Raw genomic sequence first — 24003 nt, 5'->3', positions numbered from 1 at the left:
ATTTTCGTAACCGATACTCTAAAAATTGTCTAAAATAAGCTTTATTAATAAGATATTGGCCAAAAAAAGTCAAATTCTCATACAATAACCTTTTATTGGACAAGACTTTAATCAATCAAACTATATAAGAAGAATACACTAAATAACGCCTTCCTAACTCTTATCTGCTGCTGAAAATTACCAATTAAGTAGAGATAGGAACAAGATAAGCACGTAAGAAGGGTGCTTATTCATACAGTTCCAAGTGAAAGCTCATCAAAACTAACCGTCTGGTAATTTACTAACTTTCTTCTTCTACTTTTCTTAGTTATATCCATACATCTCTTAGTTATTCACTTGTTTCAAGTGTAACTAACACATTACCTATCTAAATTATCCTATTAGCCTGTTATATCTATATCTAAGCCATCTGAATGCTTTCTTGATGTTTTTGCAACCTCATTTGCTTGTGAAATTTTACATCAATATTCACTTGAAAAGAGATACTCCTCATTCTTTTCTACTTTTGCTGCTTTGAATATATCTCTTTATTTTTAACGACTTATTACCATCTTATTGGATCGATTATCTTTTATCTACTTTTTATCTCTCCCACCCTATTTTTTTCACATAAAGCCACTAGCAATCCATATTCATTTTTTAAAAATTGCAATCTTTTCACCTAAAATTCCTTCACTGTACTACAACAATTAGTAATTGTATATGTTATATATCCTTACATGACATAGGCTATTTTTGCTTCTTATTTCGTTTTCAAATACTTATATACCATCAATTTATTGACACCAATATCCAGCTATTTTAACAACAGTTTTCATGTGAAACAGCCATTTTATTAAAAATTATTGGTTAGAATCTACCTATCTCCACATGTGGATAAGTCATTTATACTCAGGAATCTAATCAACTTTTTATTTTTATCCACAAGATAATTGCGTACAGCACCAGGATAATTCGAACGTTTTTTCGACTTAGTCACAGACTTATCCACAAACGCATTTTTCCTATTTTGAATTTTATTTTCAAGCTGCTTAATTCACTTCTCTTCCTATTATTATTAAAACAATAAGAAGTAATATTAAAAACAATTAAGAAAAATGTTACGAAATTATGAACAAAAATCTATTTTTCCTTGAAATTTTAATCTAGTTCATGTAAAGTATTTAAAAATCAAAATGATTAGAATTAAATTAAAGAATTTACTGAAATATCATTTTTTAAGGAGCTGAAACCATGTCCTCTAACCAGGTATTATTAGAAATTAATCATTTACATACAGGATTTCGTTTTGGCGATGAGTACTTTAATGCTGTCGATGATGTCACTTTGACTTTGAATGAGAATGAAGTCCTTGCTATCGTAGGGGAGTCAGGGTCTGGTAAAAGTACTTTAGCTACCTCGATTGTTGGCTTACATAATCGAGCGAATACGCAAATCCAGGGAGAGATTCTCTATAGAGGGGATAATCTTTTAGAAAATACTGAAGCGCAATTTAATAAAATCAGGGGAAATGATATTGGGATGATTTTCCAGGATCCTTTAGGTTCTTTAAACCCCTTGATGACAATACAAGATCAAATTGAAGAAACATTATTGTATCATTCAGATTTATCCAAATCTCAACGTCTTGCAAGGGTGGAGGAGCTATTAACACAGGTTCAAATTCCTCATCCAAAACGTGTGATGAAACAATATCCGCATGAATTGTCTGGTGGTATGCGTCAACGGGTAGTGATTGCTATTGCTTTAGCAAACAAGCCTGCCATTATTATTGCTGATGAGCCGACTACTGCCTTAGATGTGACTGTGCAAGCGCAAATCTTAGATTTAATGAACGATATTCAAGATGAGACGGGATCTGGCATCCTATTAATCACCCATGATTTAGGGGTAGTTGCACAAACGGCAGATAAGGTAGCCGTGATGTATGCCGGAGAGGTAGTTGAGATTGCTGATGTGGGTGAACTATTTAATAATCCAAAACATCCTTACACGCGATCACTGTTAAATTCAGTGCCACACGAACTTGAAAATGAAGAAGATGAACTTCATGTTATTCAAGGGACTGTGCCTTCACTGCAAAACCTGCCAAGAAATGGTTGCCGTTTTGCCAGTCGTATTCCATGGATTGATGATAGTGAGCATGAAGAAAAACCGACCATGCATCAGCTGGCCCCTAATCATTTCGTGAAATGTACTTGTTGGCAGCATTTCGATTTCCCTGAGGAAGAGGATGTTGCGGACTTGAAGGAAGGGGTCGAGTAATGGGATTTATTGAAGTAAAAGATTTGAAAGTACATTATCCTATTCGCGGCGGATTCTTTAATACGGTACAGGACAATGTGCTTGCCGTGGATGGTGTTGATTTAGAAATTGAAAGCGGCAAAACTTACGGCCTAGTTGGTGAATCAGGTTCTGGTAAGACGACTATCGGCCGTGCCATTATCGGTTTGGAGAAAGCGACTGCTGGACAAATTTTATATGAAGCAACCGATGTCACCAATAAAGCGCGGAAGCGGTCTGGTAAATACGGCGAATATAACCGGAATGTTCAGATGATTTTTCAAGATTCGACTATGTCTTTGAATCCGAAGAAACGGATTTTAGATGTGATTGCTGAACCAATTCGCAATTATTATCAATATTCTGAAAAAGAAGTGAAGCATCGGGTAATCGAGCTGTTAGAGATTGTTGGTTTGAATGAAGATACAATCTATAAGTATCCGCATGAATTCTCGGGTGGTCAACGGCAACGTTTAGGGGTTGCTCGGGCAGTAGCCAGTAACCCTAAACTGATTATTGCCGATGAACCCACTTCAGCCCTTGATTTATCGGTTCAAGCGCAGGTTTTAAACTTTATGAAGCAAATTCAAAGTGAATATAACTTGAGTTACTTGTTCATTTCCCATGATTTAGGGGTTGTGGAACATATGGCAGACGAAATTGCTATTATGCATAAAGGACGATTTGTTGAGCGTGGTTCCAAGAAAGAAATCTTCAATAACCCGCAACATATTTATACTAAACGGTTATTGGCTGCAATTCCTGAAATGGATCCAAATAAACGGGCTGAGATTAAAGCACGACGTCAGCAAATTGATGCTGAGTATCAAAAGACGTCTAACATTTATTATGATGAAAATAATCGTGTTTATGATTTATCTCCATTCTCAGAAAATCATGATGTTGCCTTTGATCAATCATTGAAAGGGGGCAATTAATATGTGGAAAACAATATTTAGAAGAGTTCTGTTGATGCTACCGCAAATTTTAATTTTGAGTATCTTAGTATTCGCGGTAGCTAGGTTGATGCCTGGTGACCCATTTACAGGGCTTATCACACCAGAAACTGATCCTTCAACGATTGAAGCCTTGCGTGAACGAGCTGGTTTGAATGAACCGATTATCGTCCAATATTTGAATTGGTTGAAGAATGCCTTTCAGGGTGACTTTGGGATGTCTTATACCTATAAAGTGCCTGTATCCACTTTAATTGGTGGACGGGCGGTTAATACGATCTTCCTATCATTACTCACTTTGATTTTTACCTACTTAATTGCCATACCGCTTGGGATTTTATCAGGTCGTCATAATAATTCTTCTTTCGATAAAGGGGTCGTATTATACAACTTCATTTCCTATGCAATTCCAACTTTCGTACTTGCTTTACTAATGGTTTGGCTATTCGGGTATGAGTTGCAGTGGTTCCCAACAAATGGATCAGTATCTACCGGATTAGATGCCGGTACACCTGCTTATTATTGGGACCGGTTCTACCATATGTTACTACCGGCAATTACCTACGCCTTGCTTGGTACAACAGGGATCATCCAGTATTTACGGAGTGAGGTAATTGATGCAAAACAGCAAGACTATGTGAAGACGGCTCGGTCTAAAGGGGTACCTGAGAATGTGGTGTATAACCGTCACATTTTTAGAAACTCGCTATTACCAGTGGCTTCAACATTTGGTTATGAAATTACTGGTTTAATCGGGGGTTCAGTATTTATTGAACAAATCTTCGCTTATCCTGGTATGGGTCAACTATTTATTCAATCGATTAATAGTCGTGACTATTCGGTCATTACTGCCCTGGTATTGATATTTGGTATTTCAACAATTCTAGGTACGCTACTTTCTGACATTATTATGACGATTGTAGATCCTCGTATTCGAATTGATTAGGGAAGGGGTGATGACGAATGGAAAATTATAAAAAAACAACTGGGCAAGATGCGATTGCACAAGAATTAGCTAGTGCACCGCCAACTGGTTTGCGCGTAATTTGGCGTGAATTTTTAAAAGATAAGCTAGCACTATTTAGTTTAATCTTATTTATCCTAATTATTCTTGGGGTATTCATTGGGGCAATTGTCATCGACCAAGATGAAGTATTGCGAATATCTCTATTAGATTCCTATTTGCCACCTAATGATGAATTTATCTTAGGAACTGATTCCGGTGGTCGTTCTATTTTTGGCCAACTGATTATAGGTGCTAGAAACTCCATTACAATTGGTTTTACCATTACGGCACTTACCAGTATTGTTGGGATTACGATTGGTTTGGTTGCTGGTTACTATGGCGGTATTATTGATAATTTCTTGATGCGGATCATTGATTTTATCATGTTACTTCCAACAACTATGTTGATCATCGTATTTATCACACTGGTTTCAGACTATAATGTGTGGACCTTTATCCTCATCATGAGTGCCTTCTATTGGGTAGGGCAAGCGCGGTTAATCCGTAGTAAAGCCTTATCTGAGAGTCGAAGAGATTATATCTCAGCATCAAGAACGATGGGGACACCAACTTACAAGATATTATTTAGGGAAATTCTCCCGAATTTAAGCTCTCTGATCATCGTAAATGTCACTTTGAACTTTGCCGCAAATATCGGTATTGAAACTGGGTTAAGTTATCTAGGATTTGGGTTACCTACTTCCACACCTAGTTTAGGGACATTGGTCAGCTATGCTCAGTCACCAGATATTCTGGAAAATAAGACTTGGGTATGGCTACCTGCATCACTACTGATTTTAGTATTGATGCTTTGCATTAACTATGTGGGTCAAGCTTTAAAACGATCTGCAGATGCAAAACAACGTTTAGGGTAATTATATTTTTTAAAATTACAACATCACAATTTAGTTTAGGAGGAAAGTGTATGAAGAAATGGTATAAGTTATTGGGTTTAACAGCTGCTGCAAGTTTGGCTTTGGTGGCGTGTGGTAACAATGATAGTGACAGTGAAACTGCAGATTCATCTTCTAGTAGCGAAAGTGGTGAGGTAGTTGCACCAGAACTAGCGACTACAGTTGATAATGAAGGTGAAGCAATTGATGGTGGTACCTTACAAGTTGGTTTAGTAACGGACTCACCTTTCCAAGGTATTTTCTCTTGGGAGTTTTATGAAGATAATTATGATGCAGAAATCATGCAGTTTGGTTTTGATTCATTATTTGGCACTGATGATGACTTCCAAATTGACGACTCCGGTAAAGCCACGTTAGCATTAGATCAAGAAAATAATAAAGCAACAATTACCTTAAAAGAAGGTTTGAAATGGTCTGATGGTGAACCATTAACTGCCGAAGATGTTATCTATTCTTACGAGGTAATCGGTCACCCAGACTACACTGGTATTCGTTATGATGGTACCTTCCAAAACGTAGTCGGTATGGAAGAATACCATAGTGGGGAAGCTGATACGATTTCTGGTATCACACAAGTTGATGATGTCACTGTTGAAATCGAATTCCAAGAAGTAAGCCCTTCAATGCTTCAAGCAGGTGGGGGTGTTTGGTCATACGCAATGCCTAAACATTATTTAGAAGATGTTCCAGTAGCTGAATTAGCTTCATCTGAGAAAATCCGTTCAACACCAGTTGGTGACGGTCCTTTCCGTATTACTAAAGTAACACCAGGAGAGTCCGTTGAATATGAAGCCAATGAATACTACTGGCAAGGTGAACCTAAGTTAGACAATGTTGTCGTTGAAGTAGTGCCTTCAAGTTCGGTTGTACCAGCTTTAGAAAATGGGAAATATGACGTTGCTTTAAGTATGCCAACTGATTTATATGAAAGTTATGCAGAATTACCTGGTTATACATTACTCGGTCGCGAACAATTATCTTATACATATATTGGATTTAAGTTGGGTAAATGGGACTCTGAAGCCGGTGAGGTTGTGTATGATGAAGATGCCAAAATGGCTGATAAATCCCTTCGTCAAGCAATGGGGTATGCTATTGATAACGATGCTGTAGCACAACGATTCTATAATGGTCTACGTTCCAATGCAAATACCGTTATTCCACCTGTATTTGGTAGCTTTGGGGCAACAACTGAAGAAGTACCTGGCTATAGCTACGATCCTGATAAAGCTAACCAACTATTAGATGATGCTGGCTACGTAGATACAGATAACGATGGTATTCGTGAAGATCCAGATGGTGAACCATTACAAATTAACTTTGCCTCTATGGAAGGTGGAGAAACGGCTGAGCCGATTGCACAATACTATATCCAAGCTTGGAATGAAGTTGGATTAGATGTCCAATTAACAGATGGTCGTTTACTAGAATTCAACAGTTTCTATGACCGTATTGAAGCAGATGATGAAAATATCGATATCTATCAAGCTGCTTGGGGTACAGGTACTGACCCAGCACCAAACGGTTTATACGCGCGTAATGCTGCCTTTAACTATACACGTTGGGCAACTGAAGAGAATGACCAATTCATGGCTGACTTTACAAGTGCAGAAGCCTTTGACGAAGAATTCCAACGTAATACCTTTGTTGAGTGGCAAAAATACTTCTCTGAAGAAGCACCAGTTATTCCAACATTATTCCGTCAACAAGTTATGCCTATTAACAACCGCGTAAAACACTTTGACTACGCGCATAACCCAGCGGATGACTTCGGATGGCACACAGTTGAAGTAACAGCTGATGCACCCGTATCAGAATAAAGTAATTTCAACTAGATCTTACAACCACTTTTAGATAGTGATTAGGCGTATGTGGCGTGGCCATATACGCCTTTTTATTAAATAATTTTAATTTATTTACATTTTTATTAGATTTTTTTCATTTTACCTATTGCAATCATTATTATTTTAGGTTATATTAAATTCACATTAGAAAACGAAAGAGGTAGTCTCATGAAAAAGACAGCACAAGTGGTCATTATTATTAATAAACAGGACTTTACGAATTAGTGTTTTTCACTAATAACAAATCGTAAGTCCTATTCGTGCTTGTTAACGCTGAATGGGACTTAGGCCTCCCACCAGCGCGTGGGGGGCCTTTTCTTTTGCTAATAAATTGCTGATATTGTTACTTAGAAATTAAACTTAAAGGAGTTGCTCTATATGACTGACAAATTAAACTGGGATGAATTAGATTTTTCTTATACGGAAGTACCATACCGCTGGCGTGCATACTGGAAAGATGGCGAATGGTATAAAGCAGGATTAGAAACAGATCCTCAATTACCCATTCGTGAAGCTGCTCCAATCGTCAACTACGGCCAAGGGGTATTCGAAGGTAATAAAGCTTATGGTACAAAAGATGGCAAGATTGTTTTATTCCGTCCAGATGAATTTGGTGAACGTTTAAACCGTGGTGCTCGTCGTATGGCGATGCCAGAAGTACCAGTTGAAGAATTTGTCCGTGCTTGTAAGGAAGTTATTAAAGCTAACCGTGACTATGTGCCACCATACGGCCACAACGGTGCTGCAATGTTTATCCGTCCTATGTTATTAGGTATCGGTGACCACGTACAAGTATCAGCAGCTGAAGAATACTTATTTACAATCTACGTAACACCAGTTGGTCCATTATACAAAGGTGGTTTAGCACCACATAACTACATCATCGACCACGAACATGACCGTGTAGCAGCTGATGGTACTGGTAACATCAAAGCAACAGCTAACTATGCATCAACATTAGCAACAGCTAAACGTATTCAAGAATCTGGTTACGATGACGTATTATACTTAGACCCAGCAACACATACTAAAGTAGATGAATTCTCATCAGCAAACTTCTTTGCTATCGAGAAAGATACAAACAAATTTGTAACACCTAAATCAGATACAGTATTACCATCAATCACTAAAAAATCATTGTTATGGTTAGCGGAACACCGTTTAGGATTAGAAGTTGAAGTTGGTGACATCAAAGTGGACGAATTTGACAAATATTCTGAAGCAGGAGCTATGGGTAACGCGGCTGTTATCTCTCCAGCTGGTTCTGTAACATACAAAGACAACCGTCACGTATTCTTCTCAGAAACTGAGGTTGGTCCAGTATCACAAAAATTATACAAAGAATTAACGGGTATCCAATTTGGTGAGTTAGAAGCGCCTGAAGGATGGATCGTAGACGTTGATGAAGATTAATCATTTTGCAAAAAGCCTTTTAAACCAAGCATAAATTAGTTTAAAAGGCTGATTATGAAGAAAGAAGGAAAATAAATATGTCTCTATCAGTAAACCTACCAAATTTAACAATTGGTGTTGATGCCTTTGATGCAATTGATGAATATTGTAGTCAATTTGGTACAACCGTCGCGATTCTAGGTGGTGAAAAAGCCTTGGCAGCTAGTAAGGAACGCTTAACTGCTGCCCTAGAAAAATCATCATTAGAAGTGGCTACCGTGCAAGTCTACGGTAAGGAAGCATCTTATACCAACGTTGAGAAAATGAAAGCGATCAAAGAAGTGCAAGATGCGGATATGATCTTTGCAGTTGGTGGGGGACGCGCGATTGATACAATTAAGGTAGTAGCTCGTGACTTAGACAAACCATTATTCAGTATCCCAACTCTAGCTTCCGTTTCTGCGCCAACTTCGTCAGTATGTGTTATGTATCATGATAACCATGAGATGGCTGGTTTAGCTTACCGTAAAGCACCAGCTGACCATACCTTCATCGATACACAAATCATCGCTGAGGCGCCTGTTGAATATTTATGGGCTGGTATTGGTGACTGTATGTCTAAAGAAGTAGAGACTAGTTTTTCTTCACGTGGCAGAGACCTAAGCTTTGAAAATCGTTTAGGGGTAAATATTGTCAAAGGTACGAATGATAAATTGATGGCTGTTGGTGCTAAAGCTTTAGAAGCTGTACGTAACCAAGAAGCAAACCAGGCCTTAGAAGATGTGGTCCTAGAAATTATCGGTGCATCAGCTTATGCGTCTGTATTAGTTGAGAATGACATCAACTCAAACATGGCACATGCCTACTACTATGGCTATACTGTTCTGCCACAAGCCCATGAACACTTACACGGTGAGGTAGTTTCATATGGTATCTTGTTATTACTAACAATGGACCATCAATTTGAATACCGTGACCGTATGAAAGCATTCATGGAATCAATTAAATTGCCAACTAAATTGGCAGCTCAAGGGGTAACAACGCAAGAAGATATCGACAAATTAGTTGATAAAGCGATGACTATGGATGATTTAACATTCTCTCCATATACCATTACCCGTGAGAAATTTGAACAAGCAATTAGAGATGTTGAAGCGCTAGACTGATCCGATTTTCCTCCTTAGAACATGAGATTAAACAAGTAATCAACATACTTAACATAGGAATTCTCCTACCAACGAGTTGTGACTAGTGTCACAGCTCGTTTTGCTTTATCATATGATGTGTAAGCGCATTCTAAATTGTACACTAAAGGAGTTTATATATGAAAATTGAACACGTTGCTTTATGGGTGACTGACTTAGAACTTGTCAAAGCTTTTTATGAAAAATACTTTGAGGCCGAAGCAGGTGACCGCTACCATAATCCTAAAACACGTTTTTCATCATACTTTTTAAGCTTTGATGAGGGCAGTCGCCTAGAATTAACCAATAAAAAGCATTTAAGCCCCCGTATTGCTGATGCTTTAGGTTACGGACACATTGCCCTAGCAGTAGGCGATAAAGAGGCTGTAGACGGAAAAACAGCTCAATTAGTCGCAGATGGGTTCCCACTTTTTTCTGGTCCACGAACAACCGGTGACGGCTACTATGAATCAGTAGTCCAAGACCCAGAGGGTAATCTAGTCGAAATTACGACGAATTAAGTCGATTTAAGCGAAGAAAAAAACCATTTCACCAGAAGGCGAAATGGTTTTTTTGATTAGTATTAGTCTGCTGTAGTAAATGGAATTAAAGCCATAATACGAGCGCGTTTAATACCAGCTGTTAAAGTACGTTGGTGTTTTGCACATGTACCAGTTACACGACGAGGTAAGATTTTACCTTTTTCAGAAATATAACGTTTTAATAAATCTGTGTCTTTGTAATCTACATGATCAATGTGGTTAGCGCAGAAGAAACATACTTTTTTACGTCTACGACCACCGCGGCGTTGTGCTGCCATATTTTTTACCTCCCTCACTTATACCATTAGAATGGTAAGTCATCATCGGTAACATTGATTGAACCAGAACCATCATTAGATGATGGGAATGGGTTATCGTTACCATTGTTAAATGAAGAGGAGTTTTGATTAAAGCTGCTTCCACCAAATGGATCAGCATTTTGATTGTCATAGCTGTTGTTGTTTGCGTTATTGTTATTAAATCCACCAAAACCACTGTTATTGTTATTATCAGAGGCAGGGCGACTTTCAGTAACTGATTTTGATTCTAATAAACTAAAGTTATCAACCAAAATCTCAGTAACGTATACACGTTGTCCTTGGTTATTCTCGTAGTTTCGAGTTTGGATGCTGCCTTCAACACCTACTAATGAACCTTTACGGGTAAAACGCGCAAAATTCTCTGCTGCTTTACGCCAGATAACACAGTTAATAAAATCTGTCTCACGTTCACCTTGGGCATTTTTAAAGTTTCTTTCAACGGCAACGCTAAAAGATCCAACGGCAACGCCACTTTGCGTATAACGCACATCGACGTCACGAGTTAAACGGCCGACCAGTACAACATTATTAATCATGAAATAACTCCTCTCTCACGAAATATGTATTGTTAATTAGTCTTCGATTTTAGTAATCATATGACGTAAGATATTGTCATTGATTTTGGCAAGACGGTCGAATTCGTTGATTCCTTCCGCATCGTCAGCTTCCATATCAACTAAGTGGTAGATACCTTCTTTGTAATCGTTGATTTCATATGCAAGACGACGTTTTGCCCAGTCTTTAGATTCATTAATTGTTACACCGTTTGAAGTTAAGATTTGATCGAATTGTTCAACCAAAGCTTTTTTAGACGCTTCTTCCATATCAGGACGAATAATGTATAAAACTTCGTATTTAGTAGTGTTTTCACTCATCAGACTTTTGCACCTCCTTTTGGTCTATTGGCTCTCAACATCCTTGAGAGCAAGGAGAGTATATTAATACTCACAATAAAGTATTCTATCAAAATAATCCATATAAATCAAGTGATATTTTAAGAATCAGATGTATATTGGTAAGAAAATAATTTAGGTTAATATACCAGAATAATCTAAATGACATCAAAAAAAACCATGAAATGGCTGTTGATACGCCATTTCATGGGATTTTTGCAACTTTTTTACTGTGTTACCAATTTTAGTCTTCTGTTTCTTCTTGGTCAGATAGGGCGTCGTCTGCGAATTCTTGCATACGAGAAACCATTTCTTCTGATGGTGCATCTGCTAATGTGGTACCAACAGCTGGTTCACCTTCAACTGGTGTTACGGCAAGATCTTCTTCTTCAACTGCATCTACTTTGGTAATGGTAGAAACGACAGCTTCATCGGATAAACGAATGAGACGGACACCTTGGGTTGCACGACCGGTTTGAGAGATGTTTTTCGCGTGGAAGCGAATGGCTACCCCTTGGTTGGTCATTAACATGATGTCCTCTTCTCCTGAAACGGTTGTTAAACCAACTAAGATACCATTTTTCTCGGTAACATTAATGGTTTTAACCCCTTTACCACCACGGTTTTTAATACCATATTCGCTGGCTGGTGTTTGTTTACCGTAACCTTTTTCAGTAACCACTAATACACTGTCGTCTGGTCCAAGTACAGACATTCCAACCACTTGATCGCCTTCGTTTAAACGAATACCGCGAACACCTGTAGCGGTACGCCCCATACTACGGACGTTTGTTTCTTGGAAACTTACAGCATAACCATCTTGGGAAGCAATAATAATATTGTCATCACCACTAGTTAAGACAACTTTCACTAATTCATCGCCGTCAGCTAGTTTCAAGGCGATTAATCCATTGTTACGGATATTGAAGTAGTCACTAGCATTGGTGCGTTTTACGGTTCCGTTTTTCGTTACGAATAATAGGTGTTCTTTTACTTCTGCGTCTTCAATTGGGGTCACGTTGATCATGGCTTGAACAGTTTCGTCTTGTTGTAAGTTCAATAGGTTCACAACTGGAATCCCTTTGGCTGCGCGACCAAACTCTGGAATTTCATAACCTTTAGATTGGAATACGCGACCAGTGTTGGTGAAGAATAGAACTGAGTCGTGGGTTGAGGTGGACAGCATGGTTTCAACGAAGTCTTCATCGTTCATGCTCATCCCTTTAACCCCTGTACCACCACGATTTTGGGCTCTAAATTCTATATCATCAATACGTTTGATGTAACCGTTATGCGTTAGGGTAACAATCACGTTACTTTCTTCAATTAGGTCTTCATCATCGATATTGTGGATTTCACCAACCATTAACTCTGTACGACGGTCGTCACCGAATTTACTTTCGATTTCAACTAATTCATCATAAATGATTTGGTAACGCATTGTTTCAGATTCTAACACTTGGTTTAAGTAGTCAATTTGCGCCATTAATTCGGCGTGCTCTTTATCAATTTTCTCACGTTCTAAACCAGTTAGACGAACTAGACGCATGTCTAAGATAGCTTGTGATTGTTTATCTGATAGCTTGTAGTCCTCGATAAAACGGGCTTTTGCTTCGTCACCTGACCGAGACGTCCGTAAGATATTAACGATTTCGTCAATATGGTCTAAGGCAATTTGCAACCCTTCTAGGATGTGGGCACGCGCTTCAGCCTTGTTTTTCTCGAAAATCGAACGACGACGGATTACTTCTTCTTGGTGAAGTAGGTAATTTTCTAGGATTTCTTTCAAGCTTAGGGTACGGGGTACACCATTTACAATGGCTACCATGTTAATACCGAAGTTTGTTTGTAATTGCGTGTATTTGTAAAGGTTATTGACGATTACAGATGCGCTGGCATCTTTACGGCATTCAATAACGACACGCATACCTTCACGACCAGATTCGTCACGTACAGCGGTGATCCCTTCTACCCGTTTGTCGCGGGCTAGTTCAGCAATACGTTCGACTAATTTAGCCTTGTTTACCATGTAAGGAATTTCATGAACGATAATCCGTTCTTTACCTGAAGACATGGTTTCAATGTCTAATTTAGCACGGACGATGATGCTCCCTTTTCCAGTCTCATAAGCCTTACGGATACCTGATTTCCCGATGACAATACCACCGGTTGGGAAGTCTGGTCCTGGTAAAGCCTCCATTAATTCGTTGGTTGTTGCATCAGCATTCTGCATTAAAATTTTAATGGCGCCGATGACTTCGCTTAGGTTATGGGTTGGAATATTGGTAGTCATCCCAACTGCGATACCGGTTGTCCCGTTAACTAGTAGGTTAGGAAAGCGAGCTGGTAATACTTCTGGCTCACGCTCTTCACCGTCATAGTTAGGGATAAAATCAACGGTATCTTTATTCATGTCACGAACCATTTCGTGGGCAATCTTACTCATACGCGCTTCGGTATAACGCATAGCTGCCGCTTGGTCACCATCGACTGAACCGAAGTTCCCGTGACCATCCACTAGCATGTAGCGGTAAGAGAAGTCTTGAGCCATACGCACCATTGATTCATAGATAGCCGAATCACCATGCGGATGGTATTTACCCATTACGTCCCCAACGATACGGGCTGATTTTTTAAAGGGTTTATCTGAGGTAACCCCTAATTCATTCATCCCATAAAGGATACGACGGTGAACGGGTTTTAAGCCATCACGGACATCCGGTAGGGCACGTGCCACAATAACTGACATGGCATAGTCAAGAAATGACGTCCGCATTTCTTGCGATAGCTCACGTTGTGGGAATTGTTCTTTAATTTCTTCACTCATGAAACTTTTCCCTCCTTACTATAAATCGATGTTGGCGTAGGTAGCATTATCTTCGATGAAATCACGTCTTGGTTCAACGTGGTCACCCATCAACATATTGATGATTTTGTCTGCTTCTACTGCATCATCTACGTTTACTTGTAATAATGTTCTGTTAGTTGGGTCCATTGTGGTTTCCCAAAGTTGTTCAGCATCCATTTCACCCAAACCTTTATAACGTTGAATGGCTGGTTTTGGTGTTGTTGGGATAGTTTGTAGGTACTCTTCTAATTGATTTTCAGTATCTAGGTAGACAATCTTTTTACCTTGACGGACTTGGTATAAAGGCGGCACTGCGATATAGACGTAGCCAGCGTCCAATATAGGGCGCATATAACGATAAATTAAGGTCAATAGTAATGCACGGATGTGTGCACCATCGACATCGGCATCGGTCATAATAACCAATTTGTGGTAACGTGCCTTGGTGATGTCGAACTCATTTTGCCAGCCTGTACCCATTGCAGTAAATAATGAACGGATTTCTTCGTTGGCTAAAATTCTGTCCATCGATGCTTTTTCAACGTTCAGGATTTTACCTCGAATCGGCAAAATAGCTTGGAAGTGACGTGAACGGCCTTGTTTGGCTGATCCACCGGCCGAGTTCCCCTCAACGATGAATAATTCAGATTCTTCTGGATTACGGCTTGAGCAGTCGGCTAATTTACCTGGTAGGTTAGAAATCTCTAAACCTGATTTTTTACGAGTCATTTCACGGGCACGCTTAGCTGCTAGACGGGCTTTAGAGGCTACAGTCCCTTTATCGACAATACGACGGGCAATTTGCGGGTTTTCTAACAAGAAAGTTTCAAAATGCGCTGCGAATAAGTTGTCGGTAATCGTCCGAACTTCCGAGTTCCCTAATTTCATCTTGGTTTGACCTTCAAACTGTGGGTCTGGGTGGCGAACAGACACAATCATAGTGATTCCTTCACGCACATCTTCCCCAGTTAGGTTATCGTCATTTTCTTTTAAGATTTTTTGTGAACGAGCGTAGTTGTTAATGACACGGGTTAGGGCTGTTTTAGCACCTGATTCATGCGTACCACCCTCAAAGGTATGGATATTGTTGGCGAAACTTAGGATATTTGAATGAAAGCCATCTGTATATTGTAAAGAGACCTCTACTTCAATACCATCTTGCTCGTCTTCAAGATAAATTGGTTTTTCAAATAAGACATCTTTGTCCTTATTCATATACTCAATATATTCTTTAATCCCACCTTCATAGTGGTAAGAAGCTGTTTCTTGGTTTTCTGATCTAGCATCCGTTAAAGAAATACGAAGGCCCTTATTCAAGAAGGCTAACTCACGGACACGACGGTTTAAAACTTCAAATTCAAAGATGGTTGTATCGGTAAAAATCTCTGCATCCGGTTTAAAATGCACAACCGTACCATGGGTATCTGTATCACCAGTTTGTTCAACATCAGACACAATAGCCCCTTGTCGGAATTCTTGGTGGTAGATGCGACCATTTTTATGGACATAGACATGCAACCATTCAGAAAGGGCGTTTACAACAGAGGCCCCAACCCCGTGAAGACCACCGGATACTTTATACCCGCCACCGCCGAATTTACCACCGGCATGTAGGACAGTAAAGACTGTTTCTACCGCTGGACGACCGGTATTTGACTGGATATCAACGGGAATCCCACGGCCATCGTCGACAACTGTTATGGAATTATCTTTTTCAATGGTGACTTGGATGTGACCCGCAAATCCTGCTAGGGCCTCATCAATTGAGTTATCGACAATCTCCCATACTAAATGGTGTAAACCACTAGCTGAAGTTGAGCCGATATACATCCCTGGACGCTTACGTACAGCTTCTAGACCTTCCAATACTTGAATTTGGCTGGCATCATAGTCTTTCGCCAATTCGCGTTTCTTAGCCATTTTTTCTTCTTCAGAAACAAGCTCCTCTGGTTGGACGAGTGCTTCTTCATTGGTCAACATTTCGTTTTCATTGTTGTTATTTTCATTTGCATTGTTTGCCATTTTCCCACTCCTATTACGTGAATTATTCAATCTCAATAGCGCCATGGGATTTTAGGCCACGCCTCACCCGCACGCTTACTTATTCCGCTATCGCGCCTGCATCAATATTGAAAACTCTTGGTTGTTCAATTAATTCTCTTTGAATACCATCTAAACTTGTTGTTGTTATAAAGGTTTGGACTTTCGACTGTATAGACTTCAACAAGTGGGTTTGCCGCTCATTATCTAATTCACTGAGTACGTCATCCAAGAGTAAAATAGGATATTCCCCTAAAACTTCATGCATGCATTCGATTTCTGCTAATTTCATACTCAATACAGTCGTCCGTTGCTGGCCCTGGGAACCAAATTTCTGCACATCACGGCCATTCACCTTAAAGGTCAAATCATCCCGATGTGGACCAACCAAAGTAACCCCTCTGGCTAATTCATGGTCTTTTTTCTCTTTAAATTTCGTCATCAACTGCTGGTAGATGGCATCTTCAGTCATATCTAAAGTCAATTCAATTGGACCACGATAGGCTAAGGTCAACTCCTCAAGTCCATGTGAAATGGTTGAATGAATGGGTTTAGCCCATGATTCCAATTGGTCTACAAAACGTAGCCGTTGGTAAATAACATGGGTAGCAGACGCCGCTAACTGTTCAGTGAGGATATCTAAATAGATTTGGTCTTGGGTTTCTTTATATAATAATTGCTTGAGGTAGGCATTTCGTTGCTTTAATAATCGATTATATTGGACCGACTCATACAGGTATTTTGGGCTCATTTGCCCAAGCTCCATATCAATAAACTTCCGTCTAAGTTGCGGGGCACCTTTAATTAGTTCTAAATCTTCCGGGGCAAAAAGGATCACATTCAATTTGCCAATATAATCACTCATCCGGTTTTGGTTCAAGTGGTTGACTTTTGCGCGTTTACCAGATTTCGTGATGGTCAGCGCTAGTGGTAATTCTGGATTCGTACTCGTTGATATACTACCTTCAATACGCGCAAAGTCTTGTTGCCAACGGATGGTATCTTTTTCATTGGCCGTACGGTGACTTCTTGCCAGTGACATCATATAAATAGCCTCTAATAAAGATGTTTTCCCCTGGGCATTCTCGCCGATAAAGACGTTCACCCCAGGAGAAAATGTGACTGTTAGATCTTCATAATTTCTGAAGTCCTTTAGCTTAATGTCATTTAGCTGCATGTCCATCACCATGCGTTTCATGGCTTTCGATGATAAATTCACCTTCATTCGGTATCGCAATAACCATACCTGGATACAATTTACGTCCACGTCTATTATCAATTTCGCCGTCTACAACGACATCATTTTCTTGTAGATACCATTTCGCTTCTCCGCCAGTACCTATCGCACCAGAAATTTTTAATAACTGACTCAATGTAATATATGCTGTTTCAATTTTTACGATTTCAGCCATCATTTCACCCCGCATTCATCTTCCAAATTCGCTCTTCACATAAAATAAATCGTCTCTTCTTGCCATCACTGGACACAGCTAGTGGTCCTTAGCAGATTCAACGATTTCACTTTTATTTATACCCCTTAATTATACGCTAATTTACCGTATTTAGCAAATAAAGGCCCTGTATTAAAAGTTGTCATTTTGGATAGGGAAATACCTAGAATCTTACTTAAAGGGCTTAAAAGTCAAAAATTGGCACATTTTTATACATAGACCGAAAAAAAGGATCAAAACCAGTAAATGATTTTGATCCTTATTCATATGGTTAACCATATGAAGATGATCCGACGGTCGAGATCATCTTAACGACTTTTGTCAATTAGCTTCAATTAGCCTCTTGGTGTACGAATTGGGGTAATTAATTGAACGAAATTGAAGTTATCCGTTTGATCACTTGGTAATAGGGTGAAGGGATGTGAGGATGACTGGAAGCCAATTTGTACGTTTTGTTGACCAAATGATTTCAAGGCTTCACGTAAGTAGTCAGGGTTGAAGGAAATTTCTAAAGCTTCCCCTTCAGCTTTCACTACATTGATTTCTTCTTCTACATTCCCAACTTCAGCAGACTGACTAGATAAGATAATATCTTGGTCTGAAATATTCAAACGAACCACATTATTTTTACCTTCATGACTTAAAATCAAAGCACGTTCAACAGCATTCACTAATTCACTCGCTGCCACTTCAATAACTGTTGAGTGGTCATTAGGTAATAAACGGTCTGTATTTGGGTAATTACCTTCTAGTAAACGAGAGTATAGGTAGATATTACGAGCTTTAAATAGTACTTGATTGTCTGTCACCATCATCTCAATGTCTTCATTACTATCTACAATACGGATTAATTCTTGTAATGAACGACCAGGAATATTGATGTCTAACACTGTATCACCAGCCGCTTCTGGCATTATTAACGGCATAACACGTTGACTTAAACGATGAGAGTCAGTGGCAACTGCTTTTAACTCACCATTCCCAATTTCAAAATGAATCCCAGTGAAAATAGGGCGAATTTCTTGGTTGGATACAGAAATAATGGTTTGATTGACCACTTGCTTAAAGGTATCTGTTGGTAATGCGTAAGTCTGTTTTGCATCAATTTCAGGTAAACGTGGGTATTCATTACCATTAATGCCATTTAAGGTAAATGATGCACGGTCAGAAGTGATTTCTGTTTGGAAGTTTTCAACAACTTCTAAATTCATCATATCTGATGGTAATTTCTTCACGATTTCACCTAGGAAACGAGAAGGTAAGACAATATCACCAGTGGCTTCAATTTTTAACTTATTGTCATCATCTTTAGCGTCAATAAATGCCTCAATGGAAATTGTTGCATCAGAACCAGTTAAATAAAGGCCTTCTTCTTTAACTGAGATTTTAACACCTGTCAAAACAGGTATTGTTGTTCGTGAACTAATAGCTCTTTGAACGTCCGTCAAATTTTGAATAAAAACAGAACGATTAATAGAAAATTTCATGTGTGCACTCCTTGTTTATATATTTTAATTATAGATAAAAAAATAGTAATAGTAATAGGCCCTGTTAATCTTGTTGATAACTTTTAGAAAGCTTGTCAAAATATACTTTTCCACATGTGTATAAACTGTGGAAAAAACAGAGAGGTTATGAACAATTATCCACAACCTCCTTTTCTTACCTATATTTTAGCATAAGTCATTTCAAACGCTGACTTAGATGATGTAGATAAGTCATTATTTTTCTAATAAACGACGAATACTGTCAACATCACGTTCTAACTCACTTTTTTCATCGATATCTTTTTTAATCTTGTCATAAGCATGTAGGACCGTCGTATGGTCTTTACCGCCGAATTCTTGCCCAATTTTCGGTAGAGAAGCATCTGTTAACTCTCTACTTAAATACATGGCAATTTGGCGTGGAACCACGATTTGACGTACCCGTTTCTTCCCTTTAAGATCAGAAACCTGCAAATTAAAGTATTGGGCCACCGTCTCAAGGATATTTGGAATGGTCGGTGAATTACTTTTCACATTGCTCTTGTAATTTCTGAGCGCTTTAGCTGCAGTATTTGGCGTTAAGTCCTCTTGGTTCATGACCGCAAAGGCCTGTACGCTGGTTAAGGCACCTTCCAATTCACGAATGTTGGAGTCAATTTGTCCAGCAATATATGAAAGGGTATCGTCTGGAATTTGTAAGCCGTTGACGTTGGCCTTATTGCGCAAAATGGCAATCCGTGTCTCTAAATCTGGCGGTGTAATATCAGTTGATAAGCCTTGTTTAAAGCGGGAAACTAACCGGTCCTCTAACTCAGGGATCTGACTAGCGTCACGGTCACTGGTTAAAACGATGTGTTTATTATTATTGTAGAGCACGTTAAATGTATGGAAGAATTCTTCCTGGGTGGACTGTTTGTTCCCAATAAATTGAATATCATCCACTAATAACATATCGACTGTTCGATACTCTTGGTGGAAGGCGTCTGTAGTGTTCTTACGAATGGCATTAATAAAGTCATTGGTGAAGGTTTCACTAGAGACGTATTTTATTTTGGCATTTGGGTTTGTTCGTAATACTTCATGGCCAATTGCTTGCATCAAGTGGGTTTTACCTAACCCTACACCACCGAAGAAGAATAGGGGATTGTAGTCGCGGCCGGGGCCTTCTGCAACAGCTAAGGCTGCAGCGTGAGCCATTTTATTGCCTTCACCGACGACGAAGTTATCAAAGGTATATTTTGGATTTAATAGATCTGATCCGTTGTCTTCAATATTGTCATTATGATTGTTTACTTGAATTTGATTGGCAGATTGTGACCGATCATCCTTTAAACTCACGACTAGATTCACGTCATGGTTTAAGTATTCAAATAAAACTTGTCGAATCTGTATCGAATAATGTTTCTCAATATGGTCCTTGTGCAGCACTGAAATGGCTTTTAAATACAAGGTATCGTTCTCAAAGGCAACAGGATCTAGGTCTTTAATCCAAGTATCAAAACTTGTTTTAGGCAACTCTTCTTTGAAGTATTGGGTGACGTAATCCCATAATCGGTTTAATTCACTCATATATTTCCTAGCTCCTTAGTGTACAAAATTTCTACATCGAACATATTTCAATAAGTTGGTACGACGAATCTTTAAATTCGTTAAGCTTATTCATAATATCATGAAAAAAACCAGTTTTCCACAGAAAAATCAGGATGTGAATAAAAATAATCCCAACTTTTGACAAATGTTTTCCACAAGATGTGAATAAATCTTTTGATTTTTCAGCAAGTTTAAAGCCTTGTGTATAATCACCCTTATTCAAAGGGCAAGTTATAAGGGTTTTATACGGGTTATCAACAGATGTGGAAAAGTTTTGCAAAACTGTGGATTTGTTGAAAAGTCTTTTAAAAACTTTGGGGATGAATTTTAACTTGCTGCAACTAACCACAGGCTTGTGCAAATTTCGTACACACTTTGTGAATAAGAGTTTACCACTTTTTTTCTTCACATAGTTTGTGAAATTTAAAAGCAGGGCTTGTGAAAAAAGTAAGAGTCAATTTTAGGAGTGTTTTTCTTTTTGCGGGAAATATCTGTTATAATATAGATGAGTCTTACTGGTCGAAAAACTCAAAAAAACCAATATTTGTACAAATAGTATTGTGATATGGGTTATAATGTGGTAAAATCTTGATTACGAGTGCGAAATTTCGCACCTGAAATTGAATTTCGACTTTTTATTGTATATAATATTACAGTCGTTTTATATTAATGAAAAAACGAAAGACTTAATCGCAACAGGAGGTGCAAGTAATGAAAAGAACATACCAACCTAAAAAACGTCATCGTCAAAAAGTTCACGGTTTCCGTAAACGTATGAGCACTAAAAACGGTCGTCACGTTTTAGCAGCTCGTCGTAGAAAAGGAAGAAAAGTTATTTCTGCATAAGATCACATTAATATGTGGTCTTTTTTTATTAAGGAGGCGAACTTACGTGCGGAAATCTTATAGAGTCAAATCTGAGAAAGATTTTGGCAAGGTATTTCATCAAGGTCATAGTACTGCGAATCGCCAATTTGTTATTTATCGACTGGAGAAGGACCAACCCCATTTCCGGATTGGTATCTCTGTCGGTAAGAAAATTGGAAACGCTGTTACTCGTAATGCAGTGAAGCGGAAAATTCGTCAAAGCATTACTGAACTCAAGGCAGGCATTGATCCGTCCAATGATTTTATCGTGATTGCTCGTAAGCCAGCTGCAGATATGACAACAGCTGAAGTGAAAAAAAGTTTGATTCATGTGCTATCTTTGGCGAAAATTTATCATCCGATAAAAGAGCATACAAAAGCAAAGCCATTACCACATGAATAGTAGAATTCGTGGAGGATTTGTAAAAATTGAATATTCGAAGTAAAAAAATGTGGAAGATTTTAGCAATCACCATGATGGCTGTTATCTTTCTAGCGGCTTGTGGGACAAGTCCAATCGATGAGAATTCGACTGGTTTGTGGGACCGTTACATCGTCTATAACTTTTCACGTATTATTGTGTGGTTATCAGATATTTTTGGTAACTATGGTGTTGGGATTATCGCCTTTACTTTGATCATCCGTATCATCTTGATTCCATTAACCAAGTACCAAACACAAAGTACTGAAAAAATGCAAATGATGCAGCCTGAGCTAAAAGCTTTGCAAGAAAAATATGCATCTAAGGATCCAGAAACTCAGCAAAAATTACAAGAAGAAACAGCCAAGTTAAATGAAAAATACGACTACAGCATGTGGTCTGGTTGTTTACCAATGTTAATTCAATTGCCAATCTTGATGGCCTTATACCAATCTATTTCCAGAACAGAAGTACTAAGCCAAGGTCACTTCCTATGGTTAGAATTAGGTGTTCCTGACCAACTATTTGTAATTCCAATTATTGCAGCTATTCTAACATGGTATAACACACGTTTAACAACAATTGGTACACCAAATAGCAATCCATCAATGGCGATGATGCAATGGACAATGCCAGTAATGATTTTATTCATGGGTGTAACGTTACCATCAGCAATTTCCCTTTACTGGGTGACGTCCACTGGATTTACAATTCTTCAAACATTAGTGATGAATAATCCTTTTAAGAAACGCGATGCACGCGAAGAACAAATTCGTAAAGAGAAAGAGCTAGAACGTCGTTTAGAAAAAGCAAAACGTAATCCTAATGGTAAGAAGAAATAATAGGAGGTTCTTGTATTGAAAACTGAAAGATTTGAAGCGACTTCAGTCGATGCTGCTATTGCCAAAGGCTTGCAACAACTTCGGTTGGCGCGAGAAGATGTTGAAGTTCAAGTAATTCAAGAAGCCAAAAAAGGATTTCTCGGTTTAGGGGCAAAGGATGCGATTGTAGCCATCCATTACACTGAACGAGAAGTATCCGAAATTGATACCACAACAGATGATTTATTGGCCTTCTCTGATTTAGGTCAAGAAAATACATCAGCAGTGGCGCCATCTGATGATTTAGAGGCTCAACCAGCTGAACATACAGATACAGAAATCAATTCAGTAGTAGATGAAACTGAAGAAGAAGTTGTTGAACCAACAAGTTTTGAGAAAGAGCTAGAGGTCCAAGGCGCTGAGACTGAATCCGAGCAAGCAGTTGAAAAAGCACTTGCCTATGATGAAGTGACTACTGAAAAGTCTGAACCATTAGTTAATGAGGAAACACCTAATGATTCAGTAAATATTGCTGAAGTAGCAATTGAATCAGAAGAAGTGGCAACTGAAGTAGTTGAAACGCCTGTTCAAGCGGATCAAGACTTAGAAGTGGTAGATGAAGACTTCAAAGATGTGGAACATGTTGCTAAATACCTGATAGACGTGTTGGCATCCTACCTAGTAGACGCCAATATTGAGGTTGAAGACCGTGGTCGTACTGTTATTTACAATATCCAAACTGAGAAAAAAGGGTTGGTTATTGGTAAACACGGTAAGATCATTAATTCATTAGAAACACTTGCCCAGGTGATGACCCACCAATATGTGCGCCCACATGTCAAAGTGATTGTAAATGTTGGCAATTATCGGGAAAGACGTCAAGAAACCTTAGCGAGATTAGCACGTAAAACAGCGGACCAAGTAGCCAATTCAAAACAACCTGTTTTCTTGGACCCACTACCTGCTGCGGAACGTAAAATTATCCACGCGCAATTGGCTAGATATTCATATATTGCGACCCATTCTGAAGGGAAAGAACCGCATAGATATCTAGTTGTATCTTACAAAGACTAAAAATAATAAAAATATTAACAGCAAACGACCCCCATTATCACTGGATATTGAGGGTCGTTTTTTCTGGTTA

Annotated in this window: 21 protein-coding genes; 12 read left to right on the top strand and 9 right to left on the bottom strand. The window is 38.7% G+C overall.

The window, feature by feature from the left end; translation table 11 throughout:
• Positions 1 to 1233 precede the first annotated feature (1233 nt).
• From B2V22_RS06495 to B2V22_RS06460, 8 genes are all read left to right on the top strand, one after another.
• Entirely contained in the window at positions 1234 to 2265 is a 1032-nt protein-coding gene (locus B2V22_RS06495; RefSeq protein WP_290491248.1) for an ABC transporter ATP-binding protein, read from the top strand.
• Positions 2265 to 3221 carry an ATP-binding cassette domain-containing protein gene (locus B2V22_RS06490; RefSeq protein ID WP_290491246.1) on the top strand — a complete coding sequence of 319 codons (957 nt, stop codon included), beginning with the start codon at positions 2265 to 2267 and terminating at the stop codon, positions 3219 to 3221. The genes B2V22_RS06495 and B2V22_RS06490 overlap by 1 nt, the downstream gene beginning before the upstream one ends.
• Position 3222: 1 nt before the next feature.
• The gene (gene opp4B, locus B2V22_RS06485) at positions 3223 to 4185 is read left to right on the top strand and encodes an oligopeptide ABC transporter permease (RefSeq protein ID WP_290491244.1); all 963 of its coding nucleotides are present in this window, start codon (positions 3223 to 3225) and stop codon (positions 4183 to 4185) included.
• Positions 4186 to 4202: 17 nt separating this feature from the next.
• Positions 4203 to 5120 carry an ABC transporter permease gene (locus B2V22_RS06480; protein WP_290491242.1) on the top strand — a complete coding sequence of 306 codons (918 nt, stop codon included), beginning with the start codon at positions 4203 to 4205 and terminating at the stop codon, positions 5118 to 5120.
• 50 nt (positions 5121 to 5170) lie between these two features.
• On the top strand, positions 5171 to 6979 hold the full coding sequence (opp4A, locus tag B2V22_RS06475; protein ID WP_290491240.1) for an oligopeptide ABC transporter substrate-binding protein: 1809 nt from the start codon (positions 5171 to 5173) through the stop codon (positions 6977 to 6979).
• Positions 6980 to 7381: 402 nt separating this feature from the next.
• Positions 7382 to 8416, top strand: a complete 1035-nt coding sequence (locus tag B2V22_RS06470; protein ID WP_290491238.1) for a branched-chain amino acid aminotransferase — start codon at positions 7382 to 7384, stop codon at positions 8414 to 8416.
• 77 nt (positions 8417 to 8493) lie between these two features.
• Positions 8494 to 9561, top strand: coding sequence for an iron-containing alcohol dehydrogenase family protein (locus tag B2V22_RS06465; protein WP_290491236.1), 1068 nt, complete (start codon positions 8494 to 8496; stop codon positions 9559 to 9561).
• A gap of 158 nt (positions 9562 to 9719) precedes the next feature.
• A complete protein-coding gene (locus B2V22_RS06460; protein ID WP_290491234.1) occupies positions 9720 to 10100 on the top strand; it encodes a VOC family protein in 381 nt (126 codons plus the stop codon).
• A 62-nt stretch (positions 10101 to 10162) separates the two neighbouring features.
• On the opposite strand, the gene rpsR is transcribed toward B2V22_RS06460, so the two are convergent.
• From rpsR to dnaA, 9 genes are all read right to left on the bottom strand, one after another.
• Positions 10163 to 10399, bottom strand: coding sequence for a 30S ribosomal protein S18 (gene rpsR, locus B2V22_RS06455; protein ID WP_003142905.1), 237 nt, complete (start codon positions 10397 to 10399; stop codon positions 10163 to 10165).
• A gap of 26 nt (positions 10400 to 10425) precedes the next feature.
• Complete coding sequence (gene ssb, locus B2V22_RS06450) at positions 10426 to 10977, bottom strand: single-stranded DNA-binding protein (RefSeq protein ID WP_290491232.1); 552 nt, start codon at positions 10975 to 10977, stop codon at positions 10426 to 10428.
• Between the two features lie 36 nt (positions 10978 to 11013).
• The gene (gene rpsF, locus B2V22_RS06445) at positions 11014 to 11316 is read right to left on the bottom strand and encodes a 30S ribosomal protein S6 (protein WP_003142910.1); all 303 of its coding nucleotides are present in this window, start codon (positions 11314 to 11316) and stop codon (positions 11014 to 11016) included.
• A 262-nt stretch (positions 11317 to 11578) separates the two neighbouring features.
• Positions 11579 to 14161: a DNA gyrase subunit A gene (gene gyrA, locus B2V22_RS06440; protein ID WP_290491230.1), complete on the bottom strand. Its 2583-nt coding sequence runs from the start codon at positions 14159 to 14161 to the stop codon at positions 11579 to 11581.
• 18 nt (positions 14162 to 14179) lie between these two features.
• Positions 14180 to 16102 (bottom strand): DNA topoisomerase (ATP-hydrolyzing) subunit B, encoded by a 1923-nt coding sequence (gene gyrB / locus B2V22_RS06435; protein ID WP_290491303.1) that lies wholly within the window; start codon positions 16100 to 16102, stop codon positions 14180 to 14182.
• A 181-nt stretch (positions 16103 to 16283) separates the two neighbouring features.
• Positions 16284 to 17399, bottom strand: coding sequence for a DNA replication/repair protein RecF (gene recF / locus B2V22_RS06430; RefSeq protein ID WP_290491228.1), 1116 nt, complete (start codon positions 17397 to 17399; stop codon positions 16284 to 16286).
• On the bottom strand, positions 17386 to 17634 hold the full coding sequence (gene yaaA, locus B2V22_RS06425; RefSeq protein WP_396159352.1) for a S4 domain-containing protein YaaA: 249 nt from the start codon (positions 17632 to 17634) through the stop codon (positions 17386 to 17388). The genes recF and yaaA overlap by 14 nt, the downstream gene beginning before the upstream one ends.
• 374 nt (positions 17635 to 18008) lie before the next feature.
• On the bottom strand, positions 18009 to 19160 hold the full coding sequence (dnaN, locus tag B2V22_RS06420) for a DNA polymerase III subunit beta (RefSeq protein ID WP_290491224.1): 1152 nt from the start codon (positions 19158 to 19160) through the stop codon (positions 18009 to 18011).
• A gap of 234 nt (positions 19161 to 19394) precedes the next feature.
• Complete coding sequence (dnaA, locus tag B2V22_RS06415) at positions 19395 to 20729, bottom strand: chromosomal replication initiator protein DnaA (protein WP_003142919.1); 1335 nt, start codon at positions 20727 to 20729, stop codon at positions 19395 to 19397.
• A gap of 732 nt (positions 20730 to 21461) precedes the next feature.
• On the opposite strand from dnaA, the gene rpmH reads away from it, so the two are divergent.
• From rpmH to jag, 4 genes are read left to right on the top strand one after another with little or no spacing between them, the layout of a single operon-like run.
• Positions 21462 to 21596, top strand: a complete 135-nt coding sequence (rpmH, locus tag B2V22_RS06410) for a 50S ribosomal protein L34 (protein ID WP_003142921.1) — start codon at positions 21462 to 21464, stop codon at positions 21594 to 21596.
• A 46-nt stretch (positions 21597 to 21642) separates the two neighbouring features.
• Complete coding sequence (rnpA, locus tag B2V22_RS06405; RefSeq protein WP_290491219.1) at positions 21643 to 22020, top strand: ribonuclease P protein component; 378 nt, start codon at positions 21643 to 21645, stop codon at positions 22018 to 22020.
• A 32-nt stretch (positions 22021 to 22052) separates the two neighbouring features.
• Positions 22053 to 22880, top strand: coding sequence for a membrane protein insertase YidC (gene yidC / locus B2V22_RS06400; protein WP_396159355.1), 828 nt, complete (start codon positions 22053 to 22055; stop codon positions 22878 to 22880).
• A 15-nt stretch (positions 22881 to 22895) separates the two neighbouring features.
• Positions 22896 to 23933 (top strand): RNA-binding cell elongation regulator Jag/EloR, encoded by a 1038-nt coding sequence (jag, locus tag B2V22_RS06395; protein ID WP_290491217.1) that lies wholly within the window; start codon positions 22896 to 22898, stop codon positions 23931 to 23933.
• The last annotated feature ends 70 nt before the right edge of the window (positions 23934 to 24003 follow it).

The sequence above is a fragment of the Aerococcus sp. UBA6277 genome, assembly GCF_002440555.1.
Lineage (GTDB): Bacteria > Bacillota > Bacilli > Lactobacillales > Aerococcaceae > Aerococcus.
Note: the sequence above shows the minus strand (reverse complement) of the source record. Positions and strands in the feature narration are given on the sequence as shown.

What these genes read in the sequence shown, in the direction of transcription:
- B2V22_RS06465 (WP_290491236.1), top strand. Translation starts at nt 8,494, where the DNA reads ATGTCTCTATCAGTAAACCTACCAAATTTAACAATTGGTGTTGATGCC.
- rpsR (WP_003142905.1), bottom strand. Translation starts at nt 10,399, where the DNA reads ATGGCAGCACAACGCCGCGGTGGTCGTAGACGTAAAAAAGTATGTTTC.
- ssb (WP_290491232.1), bottom strand. Translation starts at nt 10,977, where the DNA reads ATGATTAATAATGTTGTACTGGTCGGCCGTTTAACTCGTGACGTCGAT.
- opp4B (WP_290491244.1), top strand. Translation starts at nt 3,223, where the DNA reads ATGTGGAAAACAATATTTAGAAGAGTTCTGTTGATGCTACCGCAAATT.
- B2V22_RS06495 (WP_290491248.1), top strand. Translation starts at nt 1,234, where the DNA reads ATGTCCTCTAACCAGGTATTATTAGAAATTAATCATTTACATACAGGA.
- gyrA (WP_290491230.1), bottom strand. Translation starts at nt 14,161, where the DNA reads ATGAGTGAAGAAATTAAAGAACAATTCCCACAACGTGAGCTATCGCAA.
- B2V22_RS06480 (WP_290491242.1), top strand. Translation starts at nt 4,203, where the DNA reads ATGGAAAATTATAAAAAAACAACTGGGCAAGATGCGATTGCACAAGAA.
- opp4A (WP_290491240.1), top strand. Translation starts at nt 5,171, where the DNA reads ATGAAGAAATGGTATAAGTTATTGGGTTTAACAGCTGCTGCAAGTTTG.
- rpmH (WP_003142921.1), top strand. Translation starts at nt 21,462, where the DNA reads ATGAAAAGAACATACCAACCTAAAAAACGTCATCGTCAAAAAGTTCAC.
- B2V22_RS06460 (WP_290491234.1), top strand. Translation starts at nt 9,720, where the DNA reads ATGAAAATTGAACACGTTGCTTTATGGGTGACTGACTTAGAACTTGTC.
- B2V22_RS06470 (WP_290491238.1), top strand. Translation starts at nt 7,382, where the DNA reads ATGACTGACAAATTAAACTGGGATGAATTAGATTTTTCTTATACGGAA.
- dnaN (WP_290491224.1), bottom strand. Translation starts at nt 19,160, where the DNA reads ATGAAATTTTCTATTAATCGTTCTGTTTTTATTCAAAATTTGACGGAC.
- rpsF (WP_003142910.1), bottom strand. Translation starts at nt 11,316, where the DNA reads ATGAGTGAAAACACTACTAAATACGAAGTTTTATACATTATTCGTCCT.
- dnaA (WP_003142919.1), bottom strand. Translation starts at nt 20,729, where the DNA reads ATGAGTGAATTAAACCGATTATGGGATTACGTCACCCAATACTTCAAA.
- B2V22_RS06490 (WP_290491246.1), top strand. Translation starts at nt 2,265, where the DNA reads ATGGGATTTATTGAAGTAAAAGATTTGAAAGTACATTATCCTATTCGC.
- recF (WP_290491228.1), bottom strand. Translation starts at nt 17,399, where the DNA reads ATGCAGCTAAATGACATTAAGCTAAAGGACTTCAGAAATTATGAAGAT.
- gyrB (WP_290491303.1), bottom strand. Translation starts at nt 16,102, where the DNA reads ATGGCTAAGAAACGCGAATTGGCGAAAGACTATGATGCCAGCCAAATT.
- yaaA (WP_396159352.1), bottom strand. Translation starts at nt 17,634, where the DNA reads ATGGCTGAAATCGTAAAAATTGAAACAGCATATATTACATTGAGTCAG.